Genomic DNA, 17,372 nt, shown 5'->3' on the forward strand with positions numbered 1-17,372 from the left:
ATTTCGAGAAAAGACCTGCGATTTTAAGCGGGTCTTTTTTTTGTGCGCTCCATTGTAGTACCCAACTTTTAAGGTAGGGACAAAGAAACAGGCGAATTCGGTCATGGACGAATACACTGTTTTGAATGATCCGAGGAGGAGGGATAGTATGAGAAAACAGGTTACGCGTACTGAAGCGATGAAACTTATAGGCAAAAACATAGTTGCGGTCAAAAAAGACGGTACTCGGGTTACGGGGAAACTGTTAAAAGTATCAGGTAACAAACTCGTTCTCAAGCGTTTAGGTGGAAAAAAAGTACGTACCAAAGCCATCTTGCCTTTGGTATTATTTGATCTGCTGGCCATTGCGACCTTACCTTACGCTTATGGCCAAGGCCCGGGATTTGGACCAGGGTATGGTCCAGGTCCGAAACCTGATTGTTGCCCAGGGTACGGCCCTGGTTATGGACCTGGATCGGGTTACGGCCCAGGCCCAGGATATGGTCCTTATGGTCCCGGACCGAGACCGCCTGGATTTTTCTAAAAGCGACTAGAGTCTTTTTTCCATTTCGTAACAGCGACTGATCAGGATATATCTCAGGTTTTGATATCCATTTTTTTGATAGAATTGATTCCCCTTGATATTGCCTTCATCCACCATGACTTTGGATTTTTTGCAACCACGGGATGCTGCAAAGTTCTCTGCTTCATGCAGTAATGTCTGTCCGTAACGCTTTCGTTGCTCTTTCGAACTAACGGCCATCATATCTACGTAAAGTAGTTCTCCATGCATGAGAAAATGAATGAATGCCACAGCAGGTTTATTTGGCTCCGGCGAGATTACAAAGGTCATGCCCCTGTTCATTCGCAGGGGTATTTCTTTGCGTATTTTATGGATTTCCTTCTCGCTCATATGTGATAAAGGAACAAGCTGTGTGTCAATCAGCTTCATAATTGCTCCGTCATCCAGCTTGGATGAACGCTGACGAATGATCATGCGGGGCCTCCTTTCAAGGCCAGTCGTGCGGCCTGTATATCTTATGCCTGGGGCGAGATAAAAGGTGACTGCATGAAGGCCGGACATTGAGGCAATCATAGAGTGGAGAGCGTGTGTAAATGTGGTTAGCATATTTTTATCAAAAACAGGTATTGACTTATCGGTTAGAGGAATCATATAATGTTCCTAACATTTAACGAGAATATTTCATCGGCTATGAAGAGGACGAAGTTTTAAGGGCTCTTTTGCTCAGAGAGTGGATGGATTTGCTGAAACCACCACCATTACCCCTTATATACGAGCTCACCTCGGAGCTGTTTTCCTGAAAAGCATTGGAACGTCAAATCCATGCGTATTAGGGGGAATCGTAAGTCTGCGTTACAGACAACAGGTATGGGAGACGACTACGTCGTTTGTACATCGTTTTGTTATACCTGGTAAGGTCCGTTATTGCGAAATTTCGGACAAAGTTGGGTGGTACCACGGAAGCGATAACCTTTCGTCCCTCGCAAGCATGAACTTGTTTGCAGGGATGGAAGGTTTTTTTGTACCTTTTTATGTCAGAATGGTGTAAATTTCGAGAGGAGGATGACTAATGGGAGCTCAAATTCCAGAAGTACGATCGACAGATGAATTACGTGAAAGATGGATGAAGCCGGAGGTCATTAGCGGTTCCGAGATTTTGCTAAGAAGTTTGCTGCTTGAAGGTGTGGACTGTGTCTTCGGTTATCCGGGCGGTGCGGTATTGTACATTTACGATGCGATGTATGGCTTTGAAGATTTCAAACACGTTCTAACTCGTCACGAGCAAGGTGCCATTCATGCGGCTGACGGTTATGCACGAGCAAGTGGAAAAGTCGGCGTATGTATCGCGACCTCCGGTCCAGGTGCAACGAACCTCGTTACAGGAATTGCAACGGCATATATGGATTCCGTACCACTGGTTGTCATTACGGGTAATGTCAATTCCAGCTTAATCGGCTCGGATGCTTTCCAGGAAGCGGATATCACTGGTATTACAATGCCGATCACCAAACACAGTTATCTGGTGAAAGATGTAAAAGACCTGGCGGGCATCATTCATGAGGCATTCCATATTGCTAATACCGGACGTAAAGGACCTGTACTGATCGATATTCCAAAAGATGTATCGGCAAACAAAACGTTGTTTGAACCGAGCACTGAACCTGTTATATTGAGAGGGTACAATCCACGCACGGTACCGAATAAACTGCAGGTGGATCGTTTGGCACAGGCCATTCAGGAAGCAGAGCGACCAATGATTATTGCAGGTGGCGGTGTAGTTTACTCTGGCGGACACGAAGCGCTTTTCGAGTTTGTGGAGAAGACGGGCATCCCGATCACAACAACACTTCTCGGACTTGGAGCTTTTCCAAGTGGACATGAGCTTTGGACTGGAATGCCGGGAATGCACGGAACCTACACGTCGAACATGGCCATTCAGCAATCGGACTTGCTCATCAACATCGGTGCACGATTTGATGACCGGGTAACGGGTAAGCTGGACGGATTCGCACCACACGCGAAAATTGTCCATATCGACATTGATCCTGCAGAGATCGGCAAAAACATTGCGACTGATATTCCAATTGTAGGCGATGTGAAAACAGTACTGGAGATTGCAAACAAGGAAGTTGGACGTGCTGAACGTGCAGATGCCTGGAGAGATCAGATCAAACAGTGGAAACAGGAAAAGCCGTATAGCTACACGGATTCGGATGAAGTGTTAAAGCCGCAATGGGTTGTTGAATTGTTGAACGACACCACAAAAGGTGAAGCAATCGTAACAACGGACGTTGGACAACATCAAATGTGGGCAGCACAATACTACAAATTTAATCAACCGCGCTCATGGGTTACTTCAGGTGGACTTGGAACAATGGGCTTTGGATTCCCATCTGCGATCGGTGCACAAATGGCTAATCCGGATCGACTGGTAATCTCCATTAACGGAGACGGCGGGATGCAGATGTGTTCTCAGGAACTGGCAATCTGTGCGATTAATAACATTCCAGTTAAAATTGTAATTATTAACAACGAAGTACTTGGTATGGTTCGTCAGTGGCAGGAACTGATTTACGAAAATCGCTATAGTCACATTGATCTGGCAGGAAGCCCTGATTTTGTGAAGTTGGCTGAAGCTTATGGAGTGAAGGGACTGCGGGCAACGAACAAGGAAGAAGCCGAGCGTGCATGGCAGGAAGCTTTGGATACACCAGGGCCAGTCGTTGTAGAATTCGTTGTACGTAAGGATGAGAATGTATATCCAATGGTTCCGCAAGGAGCAACAATCGATCAAATGCTGATGGGAGATGCTGAAGAATGATAAGACATACGATTTCGATATTGGTTAATGACCAGCCAGGTGTCCTTCAGCGTGTATCCGGATTGTTTGGCCGACGCGGGTATAACATCGAAAGCATTACAGTAGGTCAATCTGAAGAGCCAGGACTTTCCCGAATGGTCATTGTTACGATTGGTGACGACAAAACACTCGAACAGATTGAAAAACAGCTGTATAAAATTATTGATGTTATCAAAGTGGTTGACTTTAGCTTGAAACCGATGGTTGCTCGTGAACTCGCGCTGATCAAGGTGAAGGCGGAGCCCTCGGAGCGTCCGGAAATTTTGGGTGTGGTGGAAACCTTCCGCGCATCGGTTGTCGATGTAGGCCCAGCAAGTCTGATGGTACAGGCCGTTGGTGATACGGACAAAATTGATGCGATGATCGAACTGCTCAAGCCATATGGCATTCGTGAATTGTCCCGTACAGGCGTAACAGCATTGGTACGAGGCAACGTATAGAGGTATAATGAAATCAAGATGGGCTGATCCATACATGAACACAATGATTTACTTGTGAAAATGCTCAGTTAGCGTAAAATAAATGCTATCTGATCCAAATGTGTCAGTCCAGTAACTGCTGTAAAGTAACATTTTAGTGATGTAACGCTTGAAAAGAGAGCCACACCCCCGCATTAACGAGCGGGTGTCTGAACGGATCGGATCAGAAGCGGCGATAATCAGCATTGATCAGGTAATTTTTTAAAAGATGTGAGGTTGACCGGTCCATTGAGACACCCGCTCATTAATGAAGGGTTCTTTACAATACAAAGGAGGACTTATAACATGCCAGTAACTACTTATTATGAACAGGATGCAGAGCTTAGCGTATTGAAAGGAAAAACGATCGCGGTGATCGGATATGGTAGCCAAGGTCATGCTCAGGCACAAAACCTGCGTGACAGCGGATTGAACGTAGTCATCGGACTTCGTGAAGGTAAATCTTTTGACGCTGCTAAAAATGATGGATTTGAAGTGTTGTCTCCGGCTGAAGCAACTAGCCGTGCAGATGTGGTTCAAATCTTGCTACCGGATGAAACACAAGCTTCTGTATACAAAAACGAAATCGAACCAAACCTGAAAAAAGGCGCAGCATTGCTCTTCTCTCACGGTTTCAACGTTCACTTCGGCCAAATCGTTGCTCCAAAAGACAGCGATGTATTGCTGGTAGCTCCTAAGTCCCCTGGTCACATGGTACGTCGTACCTATGTAGAAGGATTCGGTGTTCCTGGTCTGATCGCGATCGAAAAAGATGCGACTGGTAAAGCGAAAGACATCGGTCTCGCTTATGCTAAAGGAATCGGCTGTACACGTGCAGGCGTTATCGAAACTTCCTTCCGTGAAGAAACAGAAACAGACTTGTTCGGTGAGCAAGCGGTTCTGTGTGGCGGTGTAAGTGCCCTCGTTAAAGCTGGATTCGAAACGTTGACAGAAGCTGGATATGCTCCAGAAATGGCGTACTTCGAGTGTCTGCACGAATTGAAACTGATCGTTGACATGATGTATGAAGGTGGACTTGCAAGCATGCGTGATTCCATCAGTAACACTGCGGAATATGGTGACTATGTAACTGGACCTCGCGTCGTTACTGAAGATACGAAGAAAGCAATGAAAGAAGTGCTTTCCGATATCCAACAAGGTAAATTCGCACGTGACTTCATCTTGGAAAACCAATCCGGCCGTGCATTCTTGACAGCAACACGTCGTAACGAAGCTGAACACCCAATCGAAGTGGTTGGCGGACAATTGCGTGAAATGATGCACTGGATCAAAAAGTAAGCAACGATTCCGTTCACTTTTTGAACAAGCATCTTAAGGGATTCGAGCAACTTACAGCGTGAACTGGAAATAGCGGCCGTGCTTATGCGTGAGCCGCTATTCTGGTTTACAGAAATGAATAATATGCAGGGGGTGCGAAGGTGCGTAAAATCTATGTATTTGACACAACGCTGCGGGATGGAGAACAATCTCCAGGAGTCAATCTGAACACTCGCGAAAAGGTGGAGATTGCCCATCAGCTGGAGCGTCTTGGCATTGACCGGATGGAAGCAGGTTTCCCAGCAGCATCTCCGGGTGACTTGGCCGCAGTCAACGCCGTAGCGAAAGCGGTTAAAAATATTACGGTGATCGGCTTGTCTCGCTCCAGAGAGCAGGATATCGATGCGGTCAAGGAAGCGCTTAAAGGTGCAGAAGATCCGTGCATTCACGTATTTCTGGCCACTTCGCCAATCCATCGCCAGCACAAGTTGCGCATGGATAAAGGGCAGGTTCTGGACACGGCTCGCTCTGCGATTCGTTATGCGAGGAAGACATTTTCCAAGATTGAGTTTTCCCTGGAGGATGCAGGGCGTACCGAGTATGATTTCCTCGTGGAAATGGTAAATATGGCAGTTGAAGAGGGTGCTTCTGTCGTTAACATTCCAGATACGGTCGGTTACCTGAGCCCATATGAATACGGGAATATTTTTAAACATCTGAAAGAAAATGTTCATAACATCGATAAAGTTCAGCTGAGTGCACACTGTCACAACGATCTGGGGATGGCAACAGCGAATACGCTTGCCGCCATTTTGAACGGCGCTGATCAGATTGAAGGTACGATTAACGGCATCGGAGAGCGTGCAGGCAACACCGCGATTGAAGAAATTGCGATGGCACTCGAAACACGTCAGGAGTTTTTCCAGGCGAAAACGACACTGCAGTTGTCCGAGATCGCACGTACCAGCCGCTTGGTTAGCCGTTTGACCGGTATGGTTGTTCCTGGCAACAAAGCAATCGTTGGAGCTAATGCCTTTGCTCATGAATCGGGTATTCACCAGGATGGTATGTTGAAGGAAAAAACAACCTACGAGATCATGACTCCAGAAACGATCGGTCTCAAAGAGAGCAAGCTAGTGCTTGGTAAACACTCCGGACGTCACGCGTTCCGTGAACGCTTGATTGAACTTGGGTATGAGTTGGACGATGAAGCATTGAACCGTGCTTTTGCACAATTTAAAGATCTGGCAGACAAGAAGAAAGAAGTTACCGATGAAGACCTGCTTGCCGTAATCGAAGAAAAGTTACAGGATGCACCTGAGGTGTACAAACTGGAATCGATCTTTGTTACGTACGGTGATGAATCCGTGCCTACAGCGAAAGTTCGTATTGCTACGCTGGATGGGGAGACGGTGGAAAAACAGGCAGAAGGTAATGGTTCGGTGGATGCGATCTATAACGCTATTGATCAGGTGAGCGGAGAAGAAGTAACGCTATCGGACTATTCCATCAAATCCGTAACACACGGTAAAGACGCACTTGGTGAAGTACATGTTGTCCTTACCCAAAATCAAGTTTCTGTTCAAGGGCGCGGTGTGAGCACAGATATTCTCGGTGCTAGCGCTCGTGCGTATGTTGACGGCTTGAACCAACTCATTGAGAAACGTAAAACGTACACCAACCGTGTGAACGTCAATTTGTAGAGAAGTACTGCACGGTGTGCTTGAAGTACAAATTTACAAACCTGCTAACTAGGTCGGTATAGTAAAGCCATAGTCGGTATAGTAAAGCTAAAGCCGAACATATTAAAAAGTCTGACCCTTCTGGAGTGGACTGTACCTGGTAGTGTAGACGTGATGAAGTCTATCTATGAGTACAGTCCAACAAGGGTCAGACTTTTTTTATTGTAAATTTACCAAGCGTATGCGTTAGGGGCGTGTCCGCCAGGACCAGGGAAGATTTCATCCAAACGGTTAAGAGTGGATTCATCGAGCGTCATGTCAAGACATTTCAAGGCGGTCTCGAATTGCTCCAGTGTGCGCGGACCAATGATTGGCGCAGTAACAGCTGGATTGGCAGCTACCCAGGCAAGTGCAACTGTATCCTGTGGCTCACCAAGATCACGGCAAAGTGCGGCGAAATCTTCAAGCTGCGTCTGATGTTTCTCAATTCGTTCTGCAATGCCTCCACTGCGAGTCCCTTCAAGTTTCTGTAAGGCATTGCGTCCGAGCAAACCGCCATCCAGCGGGCTCCATGGAATAACGCCAAGCCCGAGGGCTTTAGCGGCCGGTAATACCTCCAGTTCAGGCAGGCGGCAATTCAGGCTGTATTTATGTTGCTCAGATACAAGGCCGAGGAAGTGGCGGTTTTTCGCTTCGCTCTGAGCAAGGGCGATCTGCCACGCGGCAAAATTACTTGAACCGACATATCCGATTTTGCCTTGGTATACTGCATGTTCAAATGCACCCCACAACTCGTCCCATGTGATAACAGGGTCGACATGGTGCATTTGGTATAATTCAATATGATCGGTTTGCAGACGCTGAAGAGAGCCTTCAAGGTGACGTCTGATTTTATATGCGGAGAGACCGGCTTCATTGTTAGGGCCATCTGTTTCATCATGCATGGAACCGTAGACTTTGGTGGCAAGCACGACCTTTTCACGTCTGCCTCCGCCTTGTTTGAACCAACGTCCGATGATTTCTTCGGTGAGACCGGAATTTTCACCCCAGCCATAAATGTTAGCGGTATCAAAAAAGTTAACGCCGGCATCCAGTGCTGCGTCCATAATGCGGAAAGCTTCTTTCTCGTCCGTGGCTGGTCCAAAATTCATCGTACCGAGACAGATACGGCTGACCTTAAGGCCTGATTTACCCAAATACGAATATTGCATGTTAAACATCCCTCCAGCATACCTGATTTGATTTCAGCTATATTTTACCTTACCCTGAACTGGCGAACAACTTCGAAGTGCTTGTAATGATCCTTCTTATAGGCAAAAGCTATTAAAGTCATAGATTGTATATCTTGGTCAAATGACCGTAGAATATGATACAAAGAAGAGAGTTATTTATGAGACGATGTTTACACAGAAACGCTAACATGGGCGGATCAGTGATGAATGAAAATGAAGGAGTGGACAACCTATGGCAGACGTGAAAAAAATTGCAGTAATCGCAGGTGACGGAATTGGTCCTGAAGTTGTGGCCGAGGCGGAAAAAGTTCTGAAACGTACGGAGGAAGTGTTCGGTTATCGTTTTGAAACAGAGCACGCACTGTTTGGTGGTATTGCCATTGACGAGAAGGGCACGCCGCTTCCGGAAGAAACATTGACTGTATGTAAAAATGCAGATGCAGTGTTGCTTGGAGCAGTAGGTGGACCGAAATGGGATAATAACAGTAAAGAGTTGCGTCCTGAAACAGGACTGCTGGGTATTCGTAAAGCGCTTGGCTTGTTCTCCAACCTGCGTCCTGCCGTTGTGTTTGACTGTTTGAAAGACGCATCCACGCTGAAACCGGAAGTACTTGAAGGTACAGACCTGATGGTTGTTCGTGAACTGACGGGCGGAATTTATTTCGGTGAGAAGTTCAGACGTGAAAGTGCCCAAGGTGAAGAGGCAGTAGACACTTGTGCTTACAATGTTGCGGAAGTAGAGCGCATCGTTCGTCAAGCATTTGAGATCGCTCAAGGTCGCCGTAAAAAACTGGCTTCTGTCGACAAAGCTAACGTACTGGAAACATCCCGCCTCTGGCGTGAAGTGGTTAACCGTGTAGCTCCAGATTACCCGGATGTTGAACTGGAGCATGTGCTTGTAGACAATTGCGCGATGCAGTTGCTGCGTCGTCCGGCAAGCTTTGACGTCATCGTAACAGAGAATATGTTTGGTGACATATTGAGTGATGAAGCGGCTATGCTGACAGGCTCCATCGGTATGCTCGCTTCGGCATCGCTAGGTGAAGGAAGTTTCGGTCTGTATGAACCGGTACACGGCTCAGCGCCGGATATTGCCGGTCAAGGCTTGGCTAACCCGATTGCTACCATCTTGTCACTCGCGTTGATGTTCCGTACAACGTTTGGCTATGCAGAAGGTGCAGATGCGATTGAAGAAGCGGTAGCGAACGTGCTGAATGCGGGCCACCGTACAAGTGATATCGCTGTTGATAAGAGCAAAGCGATCAGCACGACCGAGATGGGCGATCTGATTGTTGCAGCTATTCAGAAAAAAGCTTAAGTTTCGTTTTAGCCTTGTCCACTTATTGAGACATTAACAGATCTCAGGTTACAGTCCTGTGGTTCGTATAAGAAACAGCCCTTTGATGCCCTAGTAGACCGTCTTTTGGTTTCTAATAGTGGAGAATGCAAAGGGCTGTTCCTTTCTCATTTACAACTCGAATTCGGCACGAAAATTTCTTATTTATAATTATTATAAAAAAATAACGTTTATAATCTTGACTTTGAGAAGTACGGATGATAACATTTTATTTGTACTTGAGAACAAGTATCAACAATTTAATGACAGGACAAGCGCCCTGCGTGCATCCTGATGATGAGCAATCCATATGGATGCTTACATAATCCCAAAGGAGGAATTTTTAGTTATGGCAGAACGTTTGGTTGGTAGACCAGCACCAGATTTCGCAATGGAAACAGTATCAGGAGACGGACAAGATTTTGGATCCGTTAAACTGTCCGATTACCGTGGCAAATGGCTCGTATTCTTCTTTTATCCTTTGGACTTCACATTTGTGTGCCCAACTGAAATTACAGCTTTGAGCGATGCTTCCGAGCAATTCAAAGCTTTGGATACAGAAATCCTTGGCGTGAGCGTAGACTCCGTACACAGTCACAAAGCATGGATCAACACACCTAAAGACAGCAACGGTCTTGGTCAGTTGAGCTTCCCGCTTGCTTCCGATATTACGAAGCAAGTAGCTAAAGATTACGGCGTTCTGATCGAAGAAGAAGGCGTAGCATTGCGCGGTCTGTTCATCATCGATCCAGAAGGCGAACTGAAATATCAAGTCGTTAACCACAACGATGTAGGCCGCAGTGTTGAAGAAACACTTCGCGTACTGCAAGCACTTCAATCCGGTGGATTGTGTGCAATGAACTGGAAACCAGGCGACAGCAATCTGTAAGCCGGTTTACTTGAACGATTGATGTTCAAGCCCTCATCCCCCTCGGGATTGAGGGCTTTTTGCAACCTTTTTCAAAGATATACCGTTAACTTAATAAAGGTGTTTGAACAAGCTGTCAGACGTGTTAATAATGTAATAGAAGAAGATCTTCTTTTTTATAAAAGAAAGAGGAATTGAAGGCTTGTAAGGCGAATAGGGTATGGAAACCCGGTAATTTAAGTCATTCCGGTAATCCGCATTTATAATTTGCATATGAATGTGATACACTGTTTGAACGATTCCCTTTCGGAGGTCTTTCAAGTGCACGGGTGTATATTGACTAAATTCCCGGCACCTAATAAGGAGGGTGAACAAAAATGAGTTACTGTTGTGGGGCAAGTATGGTGGGAACGAAGGGCACGCTGAAGCATTACCGCACCCAGGTTCATAATGTTCCCCTGCTGTTTTGTCCGGTGTGTCACCGGGTTGAGGTGCATTACAAGGTTGAGAATGAATATGAAATTCTTGCTGAATATGCGCATGGCGATGGGGCTTCTGAGATTGATTTTCAAGACTATGTGACAGAAGACGAGGATGCCATCTTCGAAAATTGCGTAAACCGTGAAAGTGAAGATGCAATGGTGATTGTTCAGCGCCAGATTGATATGTCACTTGATCTGCTACGGCTCGCCAAGGAAATGAAGGATGAGAAATGGGAGAGCGAATTGAAACGCCGCCTTGCCGTCATGAGTCAACGAAAACTTAAAATTCAGCATAACAAGACTGGGCTATAGATTGCAGTGAGATGTGACATGGATAGACCAATATCTATATCTGTAATAAGCAGTATGAAACGAAGCTGATCTCCCTTTATGGAGAGGAGGCTTCGTTTTTTGTGTGTTTTAGAGTGATCTTTTCTTTTTTTTTGCAAAATAATTTCCATTCGACACTTTCTCCGATTGACTCTATTCCCTAAACTTGTCTATGATAAAAGCAGACTTGCAAAAGAGGCGGAGCAAAATAAAGGGTTTTCGTTTGGGAATTGGAAAAGGTTAGTAAGGAACAAAACGTAAATGATTTTTCCGGACATTCTTGAATGAGCCGGATTAGACCAGCTTAAGTTCCGGACATGCCATCCTATTTTCGGCTCAGCCCCCTAATGAAAGGGACCCGGTAATCAATAAAAAATCGGCCCTTCCTGTTTCTGTGATGATATGATGTCCGAACGGCAAAGTTTATCATTTACGTGAAAAGGAGGAACCTGAAGTGATTCGTGAATTTCAGGATATAGCGCCTCAACCAACGGATGTGATTCCTCAAGTACATCTGGATAACAATAAGTATGAAAATGTACTAGAACACATGGATAGCGGTATTATGTTATTTGATAATCATGGGGTCTTGACGTTTATTAACGTTCAGATGGCTAAGCTGCTGGAGCTGCCGAGAGATCTGTTAAGCGGTTGCACGTTAATGCAGATGTTGCGTCTGCCCCAGATGAGCCGATTTAAGAAAAAGAAAATTTTACGAATTTATCGGGAAACGATCTTTCATCGTAAGCGTTATCATGAACTGACGGATGAGTATGGAAGGCACTGGCTTGTGACCGTGACCTATGGTGATCAGATGGATGGCGATTTTCTTTTTAGTGTCAAGGACGTTTCGGATTATAAGCAGATCGAGCAGACGGCCTATCAAAACGATAAACTGGCTATGCTTGGCCGCATTTCCGCATCAATTGCTCATGAGATCCGTAACCCGTTAACAGCCATTCGCGGATTCATCCAGTTGCTTCGGCCCCACCTGCTACAGCTGGGTAAAGACGAGTATGCCAGAATCATACTCACCGAGATCGACAGGGCAAATGACATTATCTATGAATTTCTGAACTCCTCGAAACCTTCGGCTCCGCAGAAAACGGTCATGACCGTAGAATCTTTACTTAAAGAGGTCGTTCTATTGACCGAGAGTGAAGGGTTGATGAAAGGATGCGAAATTCTGCTTGAGGTGGATGACACCCCGCTTAATGTATCCATTGATGTGAAACAGATCAAACAGGTCATTCTGAATATGGTCAAAAATGCAATGGACGCCATTGAAGAAGTCGGTGAAGAATATACAGGCTTGATCCGAATCACAACAGCTACGGAAAATAATTTTGTGCAAATTACGATTGCGGATAATGGAAGAGGTATGGATCATAACACGCTGGTACGCTTATTCGATCCTTTCTTCACCACAAAAGAAAGCGGCACGGGTTTGGGACTTTCCGTGAGTTACCGTATTATTAAAAATCATGGGGGTACCATCTCTGTGGATAGTAAAAAGGGTGAAGGCACCAGCTTTATGATCAAGCTTCCACTGGTGAATTGACACAAACGTTTTCTGAAGGGATCGGTATTTTGCCGATTCCTTTGTTTTTTGTTGGCAGGATAAGGGTTATAGTTAGAAATGAATGCGAATACATAAGCATCGCGGAAGGAAGGGATTTCTTTGAATATTCAAGATATGGAGCAAATGAACGGACAATTCATGGAACATGTAGGCAAAGTGATTGTGGGTAAAGAGCATACAATGGAACTGATGTTGACAGCGATCATTGCATCAGGTCACGTACTTCTGGAAGATGTCCCTGGTACAGGGAAAACAATGCTAGCCAAATCGATGGCGTCTTCACTGGACTGCACATTTCAGCGGATACAGTTTACACCTGACTTGCTACCATCCGATCTGACGGGTATCCATTTCTATAATCAAAAATCAGGGGATTTCGAATTCAGGCCCGGACCGCTGTTTGCGAATCTTGTACTGGCAGATGAGATCAATCGAGCAACACCACGTACACAGTCCAGCTTGCTCGAATGTATGGAAGAACGCCAGATCAGCATTGATGGTTCAACAAGGCAGCTCGAGCGGCCGTTTATCGTTATCGCGACTCAGAATCCTATTGATAATCAAGGAACATTTCCGTTACCCGAAGCTCAGATGGACCGGTTTATGATGAAGATTCGTATGGGGTACCCAACTGATGAAGAAAGTGTAGAGATCCTAAGAAGGACGGTGGCCAGCCGCTCAGTAAATGATCTGTCTTCTATTATCTCGCGCGAGCAACTTCTGAGAGCACAGGAAACGTATAAGACGGTTAACATAAACGAGGACCTCCTGCTTTATATTGTACAACTCACTGAAGCAACGAGAAAACATTCTGAACTGTCACTTGGGGTTAGTCCACGGGGGGCTCAGGCGCTTCTAAAAGCAAGTCAGGCATGGGCGGCACTTCACGGTAGAGATTATGTTGTACCTGATGACATTAAATTACTGGCAGAGCCTGTTCTGGCTCACCGCCTGGTGTTTCGTAATCGAATCAGACAGCAAGAAGGACTTGCGGAACTCATCATTCAACAGATTCTGACCGAAACCGAGGTGCCAACCGAGACACTTACTACAGGCGGACGTTAAGCTTATGGCACTTCTATGGCTTGTCGTTGTGGGGAGTTTAGTGATTGTGTTGCATGGCATATGGTTTGGACGGCCTGTGTTGCGAAATCTCAAGTATAGTAGACAGTTCAGCAAAACAAGGTGTTACGCTGGTGATGAACTGGAGATGATCGAAACGATATCCAATGAAAAACGAATTTCTGTACCTTGGCTTAGACTTGAAGCAATGATGCCTGCTTCATTTGTGTTTCGTTCAGGTTCAGGTATGGATATTAGTCAAGGTAATATTTATCAGAACCATAAAAGTGTTTTCACATTAAAACCGTATAATCGGATTACACGCACTCATCCGTTTGTCTGCTCCAAGCGGGGTGTGTACACGATGGATACAACTACCATGACCGGTGGAGATCTATTTGGAGTATGGCGTTCCTCAAAGCCGATTCCTGTGCAGATGACGATGATTGTATATCCTTCATTGGTTAACACGGAAGATATGCCAGCCATCTATCAAGTGTGGCAAGGAGAGGTGGAAGTTTCTCGGTGGATTGTGGAAGACCCGTTTCTAATCCTGGGGGTGCGGCCTTATGGGGCTGGTGATCCAATGAATCGTATTCACTGGAAAGCAAGTGCGCGGACAGGAGAACTTCAGGTGTACAAGCAAGGCTGGACGGCAGATCCCCAGTCATGGATTATTGTAAATATACAGGACTCTGCTGAGATGTGGAGTGTGGTTACTCGGCCTGAACTGATTGAGCAGGCACTCCGCTACGCAGCCACTGCAGCGGTAGAGGCTATTGGAAGAGGCTTGCCTGCTGGATTTGCACATAACGGCTACCATGTAGGCGGGGGACGCGATGTACTTCGTATTGAACCGGATTACGGTACACCTCATCTGGAGATGTTGCTGGAAGCTATGGCTGAAACTGAATTGAAGTGTTTGATACCGATGGAGCAGTTTTTGCAAGATGAAGTACGATTGAATGAAGAAGAGAAGCAGATTCGCAGTTATTTGTTGATTACATCATATGTCTCGGTTGCCATGGAACATGAAATCGAACGTTTGCATGAGCAGGGACATCGGGTAACGGTTTTGCCTGTAGAGCAGTTGAAGCGTGATACAGGGGCGGTGGGCGCATGAGTGAAAATGATGCAATAAAGCGAGCGCATATCATATCCATGTTGGCTGTTCTTTCGATAGGCATATATTTGTTTCCAATCTTTACGATCACATCATTGTATACCCGTGCTTATTTTCCATATCTGTTGTTCGGCTTATATGTTATGGCAGGCCTGCTCGGTCTATGGATTCAGCATCGTTTTACGAGCGTTATTGAGAAAAGCTCATTCGTTCGAGGTGTAATGGCATTTGCTATCTGTATTTTGTTCGTATGGGTTTCTGGTATGTTACTGACGCTTTCACTCCCAGCAATCATTACGCTTGGAGCAGGTTTATTTATTGCTGCACTCACAGGTTTGAATTTTGATTCTGCTTTTCATTCGAGCAGGCTGTGGCGCCTGCAACTCGTGGGTGTAATCAGTGCCATTGTATCCACGATCGCGGCAATGCAGATTGAATTCATGCTACCGATGCAGATGTACACGGGCTACATCTATGCTGCTGGAGTCATCAGTTTTGGATGTTGGATTGTGGGACAATACAGGGCACAACTGGATCGTGCGGTACTTAATGATGGCAAGCGCAGATTGGTCCTGCGGGAATTCACACGAGCAAACCACCTTCGGATCCTATGGATGTTAATTATTATTGCAGGTATCGGTGCTTTTCCGAGTCTTGCTGCATGGCTCGCACCGTTGCGGGATCGTCTGCTTGCGTGGATCAGAGGTCTGTTCGGAGCTTCTTCACCTCAGGAACCGCCACTTACACCTGAGATGCCGAATGAGCCGATGAACCTGCCGGATGAGTTCAGAGAGCCACCTTCAGATCCTTCTTTATTCTGGGAAATCCTCGGCTGGATCGTTTTTGGGGCAGCGGCGGCTGTGATTTTATGGCTTTTGGTCAAACTGGGCAGAACCATCATGGACAAACTGGCGGAGCGTTTCAAAGGATTGTTACAGCCTGTGCAAAAAAGACAAGAACCGAGAACGGAGTATGTCGATATCAGCGAAACGCTGGAGGTGCCCACAAAGGTTCGTAAACGATGGTTCCGCAAAAAGGAACCTGTCCCCACTCAGGCTGGAGAGCGTATTCGATACTATTATCGGGTATGGGTAAGCAATGCGATGGATCGGGGAGTAAAGGTTGAGAAGTCTTATACGCCACTAGAGACAGCGGAAAGCATTAAGGAGAGTTATCTTAAGAGTAAAGAGAGCACAGAGCAAGAGTTGGCAACGAGGCTTCCTGAAGTCTATAATGCTGTGCGCTACGGGAAGAAAGATGAACATAACCCGGATATGATTGAGATGGACCGAATCTGGAAATCTTACAGTAAATAAGCCCGGAATCCCTTTACTTTTCTTGTCACGTTCAAGTATCATGAGAGGAATACACAAGTTGGTCAGAAAAGGAGCAGACATTAATGAAGACAAATCATAGTAAAATTGTAGATTGTACCATTCGTGATGGTGGATTGGTGAATAATTGGGACTTTAGCGTCGACTTTGTTCAAAAGCTGTATGCAGGGCTGAATGAAGCTGGCGTTGATTATATGGAAATTGGCTACAAAAATTCGCCGAAGTTGCTTAAAGGCTCCGAAGATGCCGGACCTTGGCGCTTCCTGAATGATGATTTTCTTCGTAAAGTCATTCCGCAAAAAGGCAACACCAAACTGTCCGCACTTGTGGATGTAGGACGTGTAGATGAGAACGATATCTTGCCGCGCAGCGAGAGTATGCTGGATCTGATTCGTGTCGCTTGTTACAGTAAAGATGTGGACAAGGCGCTTGAACTGGTGCAAACGTTCCATGATCGCGGTTATGAAACAACACTGAATATTATGGCACTCTCGAATGTGATGGAGAATGAATTGCTGGAAGCTTTTGAAATGATCAAGGAGAGCTCCGTTGATGTCGTCTATATCGTAGACTCATACGGTAGTCTGGATCATAACGATGTGAAATATCTGGTGGAGAAGTTCAAAACTCATCTTCCGAACAAACGTCTTGGCGTTCACACGCATAACAACATGCAACTTGCGTTCTCTAACACGCTCGTAGCCGCTGAACTTGGAGTAGAATTGCTGGATGCTTCTGTATACGGTATGGGACGCGCGGCAGGAAACTGCCCAACGGAACTGCTGGTAGCACATTTGAAAGGAACCAAGTATAATTTACGCCCAGTGCTTGAAGTATTGGAACAGCTTATGGTTCCACTGAGAGAAAAAGAAGAATGGGGTTATATCCTGCCTTACATGATTACAGGGACGCTGGATGAGCATCCACGGTCGGCTATGGCACTTCGTTCATCGGAGAACAAAGACAAAGTCGTTGACTTCTATGATAAGTTGACAACGCCTGAAGTAAACTTCGATAAATAAAAATAGTCTTAAATACAGTTGTAAATTTAAAAAAACATGGCCTCTTACTCGAGGTCCATGTTTTTTTAGTTCTTTGTGCCTTGTTTTTGCTCATTTTTCTGAATAGATATTCCTACTTATAACTATTTTTTAGTTCACGAATAGGGATTTAAATGTTATTATGTACCAGATAGAATATATGGATAATTAAATTAAACAGTGGTCAATATATGTTTTTGTCG

15 protein-coding genes are annotated in these 17,372 nt (G+C 45.6%); 13 read left to right on the top strand and 2 right to left on the bottom strand.

Going from position 1 to position 17,372, the window contains the following annotated elements; all coding sequences use genetic code 11:
- Positions 1–148 precede the first annotated feature (148 nt).
- Positions 149–523 (top strand): hypothetical protein, encoded by a 375-nt coding sequence (locus MKY23_RS08510; protein ID WP_221786825.1) that lies wholly within the window; start codon positions 149–151, stop codon positions 521–523.
- A gap of 6 nt (positions 524–529) precedes the next feature.
- Here the strand turns inward: MKY23_RS08510 and MKY23_RS08515 are convergent, their stop codons facing one another.
- Positions 530–976 carry a GNAT family N-acetyltransferase gene (locus tag MKY23_RS08515; RefSeq protein WP_090922205.1) on the bottom strand — a complete coding sequence of 149 codons (447 nt, stop codon included), beginning with the start codon at positions 974–976 and terminating at the stop codon, positions 530–532.
- 595 nt (positions 977–1,571) lie between these two features.
- Between MKY23_RS08515 and ilvB the strand changes: the two genes are divergently transcribed.
- From ilvB to MKY23_RS08535, 4 genes are all read left to right on the top strand, one after another.
- Positions 1,572–3,323: a biosynthetic-type acetolactate synthase large subunit gene (gene ilvB / locus MKY23_RS08520; RefSeq protein ID WP_090922207.1), complete on the top strand. Its 1,752-nt coding sequence runs from the start codon at positions 1,572–1,574 to the stop codon at positions 3,321–3,323.
- Complete coding sequence (gene ilvN, locus MKY23_RS08525) at positions 3,320–3,802, top strand: acetolactate synthase small subunit (RefSeq protein ID WP_090922209.1); 483 nt, start codon at positions 3,320–3,322, stop codon at positions 3,800–3,802. Before ilvB ends, ilvN begins: the two co-directional genes overlap by 4 nt.
- Positions 3,803–4,126: 324 nt before the next feature.
- On the top strand, positions 4,127–5,119 hold the full coding sequence (ilvC, locus tag MKY23_RS08530; protein ID WP_090922211.1) for a ketol-acid reductoisomerase: 993 nt from the start codon (positions 4,127–4,129) through the stop codon (positions 5,117–5,119).
- 140 nt (positions 5,120–5,259) lie between these two features.
- A complete protein-coding gene (locus MKY23_RS08535) occupies positions 5,260–6,801 on the top strand; it encodes a 2-isopropylmalate synthase (RefSeq protein WP_221786822.1) in 1,542 nt (513 codons plus the stop codon).
- Between the two features lie 209 nt (positions 6,802–7,010).
- Here the strand turns inward: MKY23_RS08535 and MKY23_RS08540 are convergent, their stop codons facing one another.
- Positions 7,011–7,991: an aldo/keto reductase gene (locus MKY23_RS08540; protein ID WP_090922215.1), complete on the bottom strand. Its 981-nt coding sequence runs from the start codon at positions 7,989–7,991 to the stop codon at positions 7,011–7,013.
- Between the two features lie 253 nt (positions 7,992–8,244).
- Here MKY23_RS08540 and leuB point away from each other — a divergent pair, with 253 nt between their 5' ends.
- The 8 genes from leuB to MKY23_RS08580 all read left to right on the top strand — a co-directional run bounded on the left by leuB (position 8,245) and on the right by MKY23_RS08580 (position 17,151).
- Entirely contained in the window at positions 8,245–9,330 is a 1,086-nt protein-coding gene (leuB, locus tag MKY23_RS08545; RefSeq protein WP_110897647.1) for a 3-isopropylmalate dehydrogenase, read from the top strand.
- Positions 9,331–9,697: 367 nt separating this feature from the next.
- Positions 9,698–10,237, top strand: a complete 540-nt coding sequence (locus MKY23_RS08550; protein ID WP_090922219.1) for a peroxiredoxin — start codon at positions 9,698–9,700, stop codon at positions 10,235–10,237.
- Between the two features lie 356 nt (positions 10,238–10,593).
- Positions 10,594–11,010: a hypothetical protein gene (locus MKY23_RS08555; RefSeq protein WP_090922221.1), complete on the top strand. Its 417-nt coding sequence runs from the start codon at positions 10,594–10,596 to the stop codon at positions 11,008–11,010.
- A gap of 493 nt (positions 11,011–11,503) precedes the next feature.
- Positions 11,504–12,589, top strand: a complete 1,086-nt coding sequence (locus MKY23_RS08560) for an ATP-binding protein (protein ID WP_244159353.1) — start codon at positions 11,504–11,506, stop codon at positions 12,587–12,589.
- Positions 12,590–12,709: 120 nt separating this feature from the next.
- Positions 12,710–13,675: a MoxR family ATPase gene (locus MKY23_RS08565; protein ID WP_090922225.1), complete on the top strand. Its 966-nt coding sequence runs from the start codon at positions 12,710–12,712 to the stop codon at positions 13,673–13,675.
- A 4-nt stretch (positions 13,676–13,679) separates the two neighbouring features.
- Positions 13,680–14,795 carry a DUF58 domain-containing protein gene (locus MKY23_RS08570; RefSeq protein WP_221786820.1) on the top strand — a complete coding sequence of 372 codons (1,116 nt, stop codon included), beginning with the start codon at positions 13,680–13,682 and terminating at the stop codon, positions 14,793–14,795.
- On the top strand, positions 14,792–16,111 hold the full coding sequence (locus tag MKY23_RS08575; RefSeq protein WP_221786818.1) for a hypothetical protein: 1,320 nt from the start codon (positions 14,792–14,794) through the stop codon (positions 16,109–16,111). The genes MKY23_RS08570 and MKY23_RS08575 overlap by 4 nt, the downstream gene beginning before the upstream one ends.
- An 83-nt stretch (positions 16,112–16,194) precedes the next feature.
- Positions 16,195–17,151, top strand: coding sequence for an aldolase catalytic domain-containing protein (locus tag MKY23_RS08580; RefSeq protein ID WP_090922231.1), 957 nt, complete (start codon positions 16,195–16,197; stop codon positions 17,149–17,151).
- Positions 17,152–17,372: the final 221 nt, after the last annotated feature.

It is taken from the genome of Paenibacillus sp. FSL R7-0272 (assembly GCF_037969905.1).
GTDB classification, from domain to species: domain Bacteria; phylum Bacillota; class Bacilli; order Paenibacillales; family Paenibacillaceae; genus Paenibacillus; species Paenibacillus polysaccharolyticus.